The organism is Streptomyces sp. ISL-36, assembly GCF_018614205.1.
Lineage (GTDB): Bacteria > Actinomycetota > Actinomycetes > Streptomycetales > Streptomycetaceae > Streptomyces.
Map to the genome: position 1 here is coordinate 1 of NZ_JAGGOS010000214.1, position 13,075 is coordinate 13,075.

At 74.3% G+C, this 13,075-nt stretch carries 1 protein-coding gene and 1 pseudogene; both read right to left on the bottom strand.

Translation table 11 applies throughout. The features are described from left to right. Positions 1 to 1,941 (bottom strand): type I polyketide synthase (locus J7E93_RS36455; RefSeq protein ID WP_215074333.1); only part of this gene is annotated, 1,941 nt, incomplete at its 3' end. A 28-nt stretch (positions 1,942 to 1,969) separates the two neighbouring features. Further along, positions 1,970 to 13,075, bottom strand: a pseudogene (locus J7E93_RS36460) (SDR family NAD(P)-dependent oxidoreductase); the annotation flags it as partial.

The window sequence follows — 13,075 nt, forward strand, 5'->3', positions numbered from 1 at the left end:
GATGCCGTGGTGTTGCCAGAGTGCGGCGAGGCTGGTCATGACGGCGAAGAGGGCGGGTTGGATGATGTCGACGCGGTCGATGGGTGGGGTGTTGGTCTGGCCGGTGAGGATGTCGATGAGGTTCCAGCCGGTGTGTTCCTTGATGGCGTCGGATGCGGCGGTGAGGTGTTCGGCGAAGACGGGTGAGGTGGCCAGGAGTTCGCGGGCCATGCCGTCCCATTGAGAGCCCTGGCCGGGGAACACGAACACCGTCTTGCCCAGAGGACTCACCGTGTTCTGGACCAGGCTCGCGTGCGGCGCCCCCTGGGCCAGTGCGTCGAGGGCGTCACCGAGCGATTCCCTGTCCGTGGCGGTGATGACCGCACGGTGGTCCTGGTGCGCGCGCCCCGTCGCCAGGACGTGGGCCACCGCGTCCAGTTCGGTGTCCGGATGCTCGGTCACATACGCGCGCAGCTGCCGCGCCTGATCCCGGAGCGCGGCCTCACTGTGCCCCGACAACACCCACGGAGCTCCGGACGAACCGGAGTCATCGCCGCCCCCGTCCTCCCCGACCGCCCCGCCGGCCTGCTCCAGGATGATGTGGGCGTTGGTTCCGCTGATGCCGAACGAGGAGACCGCGGCCCGCCGCGGCCGCTCCTGCTCCGGCCACGCCACCTCCTGAGCGAGGAGCTCCACCGCCCCCGTCGACCAGTCGACATGAGGGGACGGTTCGTCGATGTGCAGGGTGCGGGGCAGGACGCCGTGGCGCATGGCCTCGACCATCTTGATGATGCCGCCGACGCCGGCCGCCGCCTGGGTGTGGCCGATGTTCGACTTGAGCGAGCCCAGCCACAGCGGCCGGTCCGCCGGACGGTCCTGCCCGTACGTCGCCAGCAGTGCCTGCGCCTCGATCGGGTCACCGAGCCGGGTGCCCGTGCCATGGGCCTCGACGGCGTCCACGTCGGCGGTCGTCAGGCCGGCGTCGGCGAGCGCCTGCCGGATCACCCGCTGCTGCGAGGGGCCGTTCGGAGCGGACAACTGACCACTCGTACCGTCCTGGTTGACGGCCGAGCCCCGTACGACGGCGAGGACCTGGTGCCCGTTCCGTTCGGCGTCCGACAGCCGCTCCACCAGCAGCAGCCCGACGCCCTCGCCCCAGCCGGTCCCGTCCGCCGCCGCGGCGAACGCCTTGCACCGGCCGTCGGCGGACAGCCCACGCTGTCGGCTGAACTCCACGAACAGTCCCGGCGTCGCGATCACCGTGGCGCCGCCCGCCAGGGCCAGATCGCACTCGCCGTTCCGCAGCGCCTGGACAGCCAGGTGCAGGGCGACCAGCGAGGACGAGCAGGCCGTGTCCACGGTGACCGCCGGCCCCTCCAGGCCGAAGGTGTACGACAGTCGGCCCGAGGCGATCGACCCCGCGCTGCCGGTGCCGATGTACCCCTCGAGGCCGTCCGGCGCCTTGCGGATCCGGCCGCCGTAATCCCCGTACATCACCCCGGCGAACACTCCGGTGCGCGAGCCACGCAGCGTACGGGCGTCGATGCCGGCCCGCTCGAACGTCTCCCACGCCGTCTCCAGCAGCAGCCGCTGCTGCGGGTCGATGGCGACGGCTTCCCGCGGACTGATCCCGAAGAACGCCGGATCGAACTGGTCGGCGTCGTGCAGGAAACCGCCCTCACGCGCGTACGTCTTCCCGGTCCGCTCCGGGTCCGGGTCGAACAGGCCGGCGGTGTCCCAGCCGCGGTTCTCGGGGAAGGGCGAGATGGCGTCCGTACCGGAGGCGACGATCCGCCAGAGATCCTCCGGCGAGCGCACACCGCCCGGGTAGCGGCAGGCCATGCCCACGATGGCGATCGGCTCGTGCCGCTCGGCCTCCACCTGGCTCAGCTGTTCCCGCGTCTGGAGCAGATCGGCGGTCACACGCTTGAGGTAGTCGCGGAGCCTGTCCTCGTTCGTCATACGACGTCAACTCTCCTCTTGGTGCGGGTCACTCGGAGCCGAGGCTGCCGTCGATGAGCTTGAAGAGCTCGTCGTCGGTGGCCTGGTCGACAAGTGCGGTGGTGGTCGTGTCCTCGGATGCCGTGGCGTCGGAAGCCGTGCCGTCGGCCGTCGTGCCCTCGCCCTTCGTGCCGCGGGCGGCGTCGCCGGGGCGACGGAGGCGGGCCAGGACCGCCGCGAGACGGTCGGCGACACGTGTGCGTGCCTCGGTGCTCAGGTCGCCGTCGCCGACGGCGGCCTCCAGCTCGTCGATCCGGGCGAGGGCCGTCGCGGCGCCGCCCGGCAGGCGGGACGCGAGCTCCCCCAGCAGATGCGTGGCGAGCGCACTCGCCGTCGGCTGGTCGAAGAGCAGGGTCGTGGGCAGCCGCAGACCCGTCTCGGCGCTGAGACGGTTGCGGAGCTCGACCGCGGTGAGCGAGTCGAAGCCCAGGTCGAGCAGCCCGCGGTCGACGGGCACGGGGTGGTGCGGCGGGTGGCCGAGTACGTCGGCGACGGTCACCCGTACGAGATCCAGGGCGATCCGGGGCCGGTCGGCCGCGGACGCCTCGGCGAGCTTGCGCACCCAGGGCGGAGTGCCGTTCCCCGCGCCCGTCCCCTCCGGCGCGTGCCCGGCCGCCGTTGCCGCCGCTGCCGCTGCGGACGTCGAGGGCGCGGACATCGACACGTTCCGTCGTGGCGGGACCAGACCCCGCAGGAGGGCCGGGATCCCCGCCGGGTCGGCGGTCCGGCGCAGCGCCGCTGTGTCCACCCTGGCCGGTACGACGACGGGAAGGTCGCCGAGCAGGGCCGCGTCGAAGAGGCGGAGCCCCTCGTCGGTGGTGAGCGGGGCGATGCCGGTCCGGGCGATACGGGCGAGGTCGGCGGCGCCGAGCCGGCCGCCCATGCCCGCCTCGGTGTCCCACAGACCCCAGGCGAGCGAGACGGCGGGCAGGCCGAGGGCGTGCCGGTGCTCGGCCAGCGCGTCGAGGTACGTGTTGGCGGCGGCGTAGTTGGCCTGACCGGGGTTGCCGATGAGGCCGGCCACGGAGGAGAACAGGACGAACGCGTCCAGGTCGCGCTCCCGGGTCAGCTCGTGCAGCAGCCGGGCCGCCTCCACCTTGGGCCGCAGCACCTCGGTGAGGTCCGCCTGCGTGAGGGAGCCCAGGGTGCCGTCCCGGGTGACACCGGCGGCATGGACGACGGCGGTCAGCGGGTACGCGTCGGGAAGGGCGGCGAGGAGCTCACCCAGCGCCCTCGCATCACTGGTGTCGCAGGCCGTCAGGGTGACCTCCGCGCCGAGCGACCGGAGCCGGGCGGTGAGCTCCGCCGCGCCGGGAGCATCCGGTCCGCGCCGGCTGGTCAGATGCAGACGTGTGATGCCGTACGCGGTGACCAGGCGCTCGGCGACGAGCGCGCCCAGCGCACCGGTGGCGCCGGTCAGCAGGACCGTACCGTCCGTCCGCAGCACACCCGAGCGCGGCTCCGGTCGAGGCAGGACCGCCAGCCGTGGAACGTACAATCGCCCGTCCCTTACACCGAGTTGGGGTTCGTTCGCGGCCAGGGCCCGGCCGAGCGCGGCCTGGGACGCCTCGCTCCCGTCGGTGTCCACGAGGACGAACCGGTCGGGGTGCTCACTCTGCGCCGTCCGCACCAGCCCCCACAGCGGCGACTGCGCCAGACCCGTGACGGGCTCGTCCGCCCGTACGGCACTCGCGCCGCGCGTGAGGACGACGAGCCGCGCCTCGGTGAAACGTTCGTCGGCCAGCCAGCCGCGCAGAGTCTCCACCATGCTGTACGGGGACGTGTCCGCCGCCGCCGCCGCGAGCACCGCGTACGGGGTGTCGGCGGACGCCTCGTCGTACGGCACCCAGTTCGCGACGCCGGACGTCGTCTCCGGCAACGGCACCCAGTCCACGCGGTGCAGCAGCGTGCTCCCGTCGCTCGCCCCACCGCCGGCGACTCCGCCCGCCCCACGGCCCGCCGCCGCCAGCAGCCGCTCGGGATCTGTCTCCCGTACGGTCAGAGCGTCGACGGACAGTACGGGAGCTCCGGTGTCGTCCGTGAGGAGCAGCCGGGTCCGATCGTCGCCGGCCGGGGTGAGCGTGACCCGAAGGACGCCCGTCCCCGCAGTTCCCCGTACCCGCACGCCGACCCAGGAGAAGGGCACCCGCAGGCCCCCTGTCTCCCCAGGGCCTTCGAGCGCGAGCGGATGCAGCGCCGAGTCCAGCAGGGCGGGATGGACGAGGAAGCCGTGGCCGTTCCCGGGGAGGTCCGCCTCCGCGACCGGGGCGATCTCGGCGTACCACGTCTCATCCCGGCGCCAGGCCGCTCGCAGGCCCTGGAAGGCGGGCCCGTAGGCGTAGCCGAGCCGTGCCAGATCCTCGTAGGCGGACGAGACGTCGACCGGCTGCGCGCCGGCCGGCGGCCAGGCGGCGGACGGCGGCTCGGCCGCGGAGGCCGCATCCGAACGCGGCACCGGGGCCGGTGCGGTCGGAGGCGCCAGTACGCCTGAGGCGTGCTCCACCCACGGGCCCCGCGTCCCGGCCTCCCTCGCATGGATGCCGAGGGGCCGCCGCCCCTCCTCGTCGGCCGCCCCCACGGTGAGCTGCAACTGCACCGCGCCGTCCTCGGCGAGCAACAGAGGTGCGTGCAGCGCCAGTTCGGCCACCTCCGGCGTTCCGGAGGCCCGCCCCGCGTAGAGGGCCAGGTCCAGCAGCGCGGCGCCCGGGACGACGACCGCACCGAGCAGGGTGTGGTCCGTCAGCCAGGGATGTTCGCGGGGCGAGAGCCGCCCCGTGTGCACGAGTCCGGAGCCGTCGGCGAGCTCGACGGCCGCACCGAGCAGGGGATGGTCCGCCTCGGCGAGCCCGGCCCCGTCGACGTCCGTGTGCCTCGTGGCCGGCACGTCCAGCCAGTACCGGGCGCGCTGGAAGGGATACGTCGGCAGCGCGGGGGCGGCGGCCGTGCCCCGCCCACCGAAGTACGCCGCCCGGTCCACCGGGACCCCGGCCGTCCACAACCCGCCGAGCGCCTCGGGCAGCGCGACCCCGTCCGCTCGGTCGCGACGCAGGGAAGGCACCAGGACGGCGTCGGGCAGCGTATCGGCGGCCATCGTGGACAGCACCGCGTCCGGGCCCAGTTCCAGGAACACGTCCACGCCCTCGTCGCGCAGCGTGCCCAGCGCGTCGGCGAAGCGCACCGTCTCGCGGATGTGCCGGGCCCAGTACTCGGGAGAGGCGAGCTCCTCGGCGCTCGCGAGCCGACCGGTCAGGTCGGAGACCAGCGGAATGGCCGACGGGTGGAACTCCAACCCCGCCACGACCTCGCGGAACTCCTCCAGCATCGGTTCCATCAGCGGCGAATGAAAGGCGTGGCTCACCGTCAGGCGACGGGTCTTCGCACCCGAGTCCGCTGCCCGTGCCTCGATCTCCCGTACAGCCTCCTCCGCACCGGACACGACGGTCGCACGCGGCCCGTTGACCGCCGCGACACCCGCGACGGACTCGTGCCCGGTCAGCAGAGCCCTCGCCGACTCCTCGTCGACCGCGAGCGCCACCATGGCGCCGCCCGGCGGCAGGGCCTGCATCAGCCGGCCCCGTGCGGCGATCAACGTCGCCGCGTCGGCCAGGCCGAGCACGCCCGCCACATGGGCGGCCGCCACGGAGCCGATGGAGTGGCCCGCCACGTACGCCGGGGTGATGCCCCAGGACGCGAACAGCCGGTACAGCGCGGTCTCGAGCGCGAAGAGAGCGGGCTGGGTGAACTCGGTCCGGTTCAGCGGACCGTCGTCCTCGGCGAAGGCGATGTCCCTGAGGGGGCGGCCGAGGAGGGGGTCGAGAGCGGCGCACGCGGCATCGAAGGCCTCGGCGAACACCTCGTACCTCTCGTACAGTTCGCGGCCCATGCCGGCCCGTTGGCTGCCCTGCCCCGTGAACAGGAAGGCGATACGGGGAGGATCGGCCGGCACCTCACGCACCGACGCCCGCGAGACGTCCCCCTCGGCCAGGCGCCTCAGCGCGACCAGGGCCTCCTCGCGTCCGCCCGCGACGAACGCCGCCCGGTGCCGCAGAGCGCCCCTGCCCGTCGCCAAGGCGGCCGGTACGGCCGCGACGTCCGGCTCCACGCGCCCGTCGACGTACGCGTGGAGCCGCTCGGCCTGGGCACGCAGCGCGTCGGGCGTTCCCGCCGACAGCAGCCACGGCACCGCCGGGAGGCGATCCCGGGTGTCGGGAACGGCTTCCCCGGCCAACTCGCCCGCCTCGCCCGCCTCGCCCGCCTCGACGGGCTCGACCGCGCCGAAGTGGTCGACGCTGTCGGCGGCATGCTCCAGGATCACGTGGGCGTTGGTGCCGCTGATCCCGAAGGAGGACACGGCGGCGCGCCGGGGCCGGCCGCGCTCGGGCCAGGCGACGGGCTCGGTGAGCAGCCGTACCGCGCCCGCCGACCAGTCGACGTGCGGGGACGGCTCGTCGATGTGCAGGCTCCTCGGCAGCAGGCCGTGCCGCATGGACATCACCGACTTGATCACTCCGGCGACCCCGGCCGCCGCCTGCGTGTGCCCGATGTTGGACTTCACCGACCCGAGGAGAAGCGGGTCGCTCTCCGGCCGATCCGCGCCGTAGACCGCGAGCAGCGCCTGTGCCTCGATCGGGTCGCCGAGCCGGGTGCCCGTGCCGTGCGCCTCGACCGCGTCCACGTCCGCGGCGGTGAGACCGGCGGCCGCCAACGCCTGGCGGATCACCCGCTGCTGCGAGGGGCCGCTGGGCGCGGTCATACCGTTGCTCGCGCCGTCCTGGTTGACCGCCGTACCGCTGACCAGGGCCAGCACCTGATGGCCGTGACGACGGGCGTCGGACAACCGCTCGACCAGCAGCAGCCCCGCGCCCTCCGCCCAACCGGTGCCGTCGGCGGCCGCGGCGAACGGCTTGCACCGCCCGTCGGGCGACAGACCCCGCTGCCGACTGAACTCGACGAACGTCGCCGGGCTGGCCATCACGGTCACGCCGCCCGCCAGGGCGAGATCGCACTCGCCCTGCCGCAGCGCCTGGGCCGCCAGGTGGAGGGCGACCAGAGAGGAGGAGCAGGCGGTGTCGACGGTGACGGCGGGACCTTCGAGACCGAAGGTGTACGCCACCCGGCCCGAGGCCACACTGCCCGCGCTGCCGCTGACCAGGTACCCCTCGAAACCCTCCGGGGCTTGCTCGGCCTGGTGCAGCCTGGCCCCGTAGTCGTTGTACATGACGCCCGCGAACACGCCGGTCCGGCTGCCCCGCAGCTCCTCCGGGTCGATCCCGGCCCGCTCGAACGCCTCCCAGGCGGTTTCGAGGAGCAGCCGCTGCTGCGGGTCCGTGGTGAGCGCCTCGCGCGGGCTCATCCCGAAGAACTCGGGGTCGAAGTCGGCCGCCCCGTGGAGGAATCCACCTTCGCGGGCGTACGAGGTGCCCGGACGCGAGCCCTCCGGATCGTAGAGCGCGGCCAGGTCCCAACCACGGTCGGCGGGGAAGCCGGACACGGCGTCCGTGCCGTCCGCGACCAGCTGCCACAGCTCCTCGGGCGAGTTCACCCCTCCCGGGAAGCGGCAGGCCATCGCGACGATGGCGATCGGGTCCTCCCCTTCATGCGTAAGGGCACGCGGGGCGACGAGCCCTCCTTCGCGCTCCCGCGCTCCCGCGTCCGTTCCCAGCAGCTCGGTCACCAGCTGTCCGGCCAGCGCGGCCGGGGTGGGGTGGTCGAAGACCAGCGTGGTGGGCAGGCGGAGCCCCGTCGCCGCACCGAGCCGGTTGCGCAGGTCGACCGCCGCGAGCGAGTCGAAGCCCAGGTCGGTGAAGGCCCGCCCGGCCGCGACGGAGTCACCGCCGGAGTGCCCGAGCACGGTCGCGGCAGCCGCCCGTACCAGATCCAGCACCTCCCGCTCCGCGTCGGGCCGCGAGAGAGCGGACAGCTTCGCGGCGAGATCCACCACCCCCGCGCCCGGCGCCGAACCGGCGGCGGCCCGCCGCCGGGTCACGCGTACCAGGGAGCGCAGCGGGGCGGGTATCGACCCGCCGTTCAGGGCACCGGCACCGGCACCCGGGCCGTTCCGTGCACCCGGGCCGTCCAGGGAGGCCGCGTTCTCCAAGGCCCGGAGGGCGAATCGGGTCGCGACCAGCGCCGCCCGTCCCGGGCCGGCCGCAGAACCGCCCGCCCCCGACGCGCCGAGGGCCGCATCGAAGAGCCGCAGCCCCTCGCCGGTGGTCAGGGGCGCGATGCCGGTACGGGCGAGCCGCGCGAGGTCGGCCGCGCCGAGCCGGCCGCCCATGCCGGCCTCCGTGTCCCACAGGCCCCACCCGAGGGAGACGGCGGGCAGCCCCAGGGCCTGCCGGTGCTGGGCCAGAGCGTCCAGGTAGGCGTTGGCGGCGGCGTAGTTCGCCTGACCCGCCGTACCCGTCACCCCGGTGACGGAGGAGAAGAGGACGAAGGCGTCCAGGTCCCGGTCACGGGTCAGCTCGTGCAGCAGCCACGCGGAGTCGGCCTTCGGGCGGAGCACGGCGTCCAGCCGCTCGGACGTGAGCTCCTCCAGGATGCCGTCGTCGAGGATCCCGGCCGCGTGGACGACGGCGGCTAGCGGACGGTCGGCGGGCACGGAGGCGAGGAGCGCCCCCAGAGCGCCGGCGTCGCCGGTGTCGCAGGCGGTGAGCGTGACCTGCGCGCCGAGAGAGGCGAGCCGGTCGGTGAGCTCCCGCGCCCCGGGCGCGTCCGCTCCACGCCGACTGGTGAGGAGCAGATGCCTGATGCCGTGCTCGGTGACCAGGTGCTCGGCGACGAGCGCGCCCAGCGCGCCGGTGGCGCCGGTGAGCAGGACCGTCCCGTCCGTCCGCAACGGCCGCGAAGCGGACTCGGCCCCCGGTACCGCCGCCAGACGCGGTACGCGTATCTCGCCACTTCGCAGGGCGAGTTGCGGCTCTCCCGAGCCGAGCGCCCGGTCGAGCGCGGCGGCCGACGCCTCGCTCCCGTCGGTGTCGACCAGGACGAAGCGGCCCGGGTGCTCGTTCTGCGCCGTCCGCACCAGCCCCCAGACGGCCGCGGCCGGCAGCCCGGGCAGACTCTCGCCCGCACCGGCCGCCTGCGCGTTCTCGGTGACCAGTGCGAGCCGCGCTCCCACCGGCCGCTCCTGTGCCAGCCATTCCTGTACGAGGGTCAGCGCCCGCCCGGCGGCAGCCCGCGGGCTGTCGTGCGTCCCGACGAACACGGTCTCGGTCGCGGCCGCCAGGTCCGCGGCCGCCGCGTCCGTGGCCGCCAGGTCCGCGGCGGCCAGGTCCGCGTCCGGCGCGGGAGCCGGACGCGGGGCCGTCCACTCCACCGCGTAGAGCGGGAGCACGACGGCGGGCGCGGCGGCCCGCGTGCCCTCCGGCAGCGGCCGCAGGACCAGGGCCTCGGCGGTGGCCACCGGCGCGCCCGTGGGATCGGTGCAGACCACGGCCACCGCGCCCTTCCCGGCCGGCGCCAGGTGTACCCGCAGCGTGGTGGCACCCGTGGCGTGCAGGCGCAGGCCCGTCCACGCGAAGGGCAGGACCACCTCGGCGGAGTCGTCGTCCCGGACCGGAAGGAGGTGCAGGGCCGCGTCCAGCAGGGCGGGATGCAGACCGAACTCGTCGGCCTCCCCCTCCCGTTCCACCGGCAGCCGCACCTCGGCGAAGAGGCTCTCTCCGTCGCGCCAGGCCGCGGTGAGATTGCGGAAGGCGGGCCCGTACCCGTAACCGAGCTCCGTGAGGCGTCCGTACACCTGCTCCACGTCGATCGCGGCCGCTCCGGCGGGCGGCCAAGCCCGCTCCGGCGCGCTCACGACCGTCTCCTCGGGCACCAGGGCCCCGGAGGCATGGCGAACCCAGGCGGCCTCCTCGTCGGCCCGGGCGTGCACCGCGAACGGACGGCGGCCACCGGCCCCCGGAGCGTCCACGGTCAGCTGCAGGGCGACGGAACCCGTGGCGGGCAGGAGGAGCGGGGCCTCCAGCGTGAGCTCGTCCACCACCGGACTCTGGGCCCGCTCGCCCGCCTTCAGGGCCAGTTCGGCGAAGACGCTGCCCGGAACGAGAGGTGCACCGCCGACCGTGTGGTCGGCGAGCCAGGGAAGGACGTTCGGATCGAGGAGGCCGGAGAACAACAGCCCCCGGCCCTCCGCCAGTTCCACTGCCGGTCCGAGCAGCGCGGCGCCGCCGCGGACGCCCGGTGCCGCCTCCATCCAGAAACGCTGCCGCTGGAAGGGATAGGTGGGCAGGTCGCCAGCGTCACTCGGATCGTCGGCCCCGTGGAGCGCCGCCCACTCGACGGGCACGCCCTGCGTGTGCAGGCCGGCGAGCGCGGTCAGGAACGTCGTGCGTTCGGCGCGGTCGCGACGCAGCACGGGCACCGTGCCCGGGGTGAGCGCGGTGAGCGCGGCATCCGGGCCCACCTCGACGGTGAGGGCCGTGGACAGACCCCGCAGGGTCTCGACGGCCTGGTGGTAGCGGACGGTTTCGCGGATGTGGCGGGTCCAGTAGTCGGGTGAGGTGAGCTCCTCGGTGGTCGCGAGGGTGCCGGTGAGGGTGGAGATGATCGGGATCTTGGGTGGGTGGAAGGCGAGTCCGCCGGCGATGGTCCGGAAGGTGTCGAGGATCGGGTCCATGTGGGGGGAGTGGAAGGCGTGGCTGACGGTGAGCCGTCGGGTGCGCCGTCCCTGGGCCGCGAAGTGGTCGGCGATCCGGGCGACCTGGTCCTCCTCACCGGAAACGACCACGGAACGCGGGCCGTTGACGGCGGCCAGGCCGATGGACCCGGCGAGGTGGGGAAGTATCTCGTCCTCGGTCGCCTCGACGGCCGTCATGGCGCCGCCGGTCGGGAGGCTGCCCATGAGGCGGCCGCGTGCGGCGACGAGCTGGGCCGCGTCGTCGAGGGAGAGGACTCCGGCGATGTGTGCGGCGGTGAATTCGCCGATGGAGTGTCCGATGAGGTGGTCGGGGGTGATGCCCCAGGCGGTGAGGAGGCGGTAGAGGGCGGTTTCGAGGGCGAAGAGGGCGGGCTGGGTGTACTGGGTGAGGTGGAGAAGGGTGTTGCCTTCGTCCTCGCCATCGGTGAAGACGATGTTCTTGAGGGGTCGGTCGAGGTGGGGGTCGAGGGCCGCGCAGACCTGGTCGAAGGCGTCCGCGTACTCCTCGTAGGTGTCGTAGAGTTCGCGTCCCATGCCGGGTCGTTGGCTGCCCTGTCCGGTGAAGAGGAACGCGGTCCGTGCCCTGCCGGTCGCCGTCCCCCGTACCACCGACGGATGCTCACGTCCCGCCGCAAGCGCGGCGAGCCCCGCCGCGGCGCCCTGCAGGTCCTCGGCGAGCACGATCGCCCGGTGGGCCAAGGCGGCCCGCCCGGCGGCCAGGCCCCGCGCGGCGGCGTGCCAGCGACCGTCCGGCCGGCTGCCGAGGTGGTCCGACAGCTGTGCGGCCTGGGCCCGAAGCGCCTCGGGGGAGTGCGCGGACAGCGGCAGCAGCACAGGACCGCCGTCCTGGACGGCGTCGGCCGCCGCGCTGTCGGCAGGAGCCTCGGCGACAGCCTCCAGGATCACGTGGGCGTTGGTGCCGCTGATACCGAAGGATGACACCGCCGCCCGCCGGGGCCGCCCGTCCTCGGCCCACTCCCGGCGCTCCGTGAGCAGCCGTACCGCCCCCGCCGACCAGTCCACGTGAGGTGACGGCTCGTCGACGTGCAGCGTGCGAGGCAGGACGCCGTGGCGCATCGCCTCGACCATCTTGATGATGCCCCCGACCCCGGCGGCGGCCTGCGCGTGCCCGATGTTCGACTTGAGCGACCCCAGCCACAGCGGCCGGTCGGCCGGACGGTCCTGCCCGTACGTCGCCAGGAGCGCCTGTGCCTCGATCGGGTCGCCGAGCCGGGTGCCCGTGCCGTGCGCCTCGACGGCGTCCACATCGGCGCTCGTAAGCCCGGCGTTCGCCAGCGCCTGCCGGACGACCCGCTCCTGCGCGGGACCGTTCGGGGCGGTCAGACCGTTGCTCGCGCCGTCCTGATTGACGGCCGAACCCCGGACGACGGCGAGAACCTGGTGCCCGTTCCGTTCGGCGTCCGACAGCCGCTCCACCAGCAGCAGCCCGACGCCCTCCGACCAGCCGGTCCCGTCCGCGCCCGCCGCGAAGGACTTGCAGCGGCCGTCGGCGGACAGCCCGCGCTGCCGACTGAATTCGACGAAGGTGTCCGGCCGGGCCATCACGGTGACCCCGCCGGCCAGCGCCAGATCGCACTCACCGCTCCGCAGCGCCTGCGCCGCGAGATGCAGGGCGACCAGCGAGGACGAGCAGGCCGTGTCGACCGTGACCGCCGGCCCCTCCAGGCCGAAGGTGTAGGCCAGACGGCCGGACACCACGCTCGCCGTGTTGCCGGTGAGGACGTACCCCTCCAGCTCCTGCGGAGTCCTGGCGAGCCGCGCGCTGTAGTCGTTGTACATCACGCCCGCGAACACCCCGGTCCGGCTGCCGCGCACCGATCCCGCGTCGATGCCCGCCCGTTCGAAGGTCTCCCAGGCCGTCTCCAGGAGGAGACGCTGCTGCGGGTCGATCGCCACCGCCTCGCGCGGGCTGATGCCGAAGAACTCGGCGTCGAACTCGGCGGCGCCGTAGAGGAATCCTCCCTCGCGGGTGTACGAGGTGCCGAGGTGATCCGGGTCCGGGTCGTAGAGGCCGGCCAGATCCCAGCCCCGGTCGGAGGGGAACGGCCCGATGGCGTCCCCGCCGGAGGCGACGAGCTCCCACAGNNGAGGTGCCGCCGCCGCCCGGCAGCAGGCCGGTGAGGTACGCGGTGAGCGACTCGGGCGACGGGTGGTCGAAGACGGCCGTGGCCGGGATCCGCAGCCCGGTGAGCGAGCCGAGCCGATTGCGCAGCTCCACGCCCGTCAGCGAGTCGAAGCCCAGATCCTTGAAGGCCCGGCCCGCGTCGATCGACACGGAGGTGGCGTGGCCGAGGACGGTGGCCACCGTGGTCCGTACGAGTTCGGCCACCGCCTGGGTCCGCTCCGGCTCCGGCAGCGCGCCGGTGCGGTCGGCCCAGGTTCCGTCGCCCTTCGGTCCACCGCCGCTCGCGGCCGCGGCCCGCCGCAGCGGCG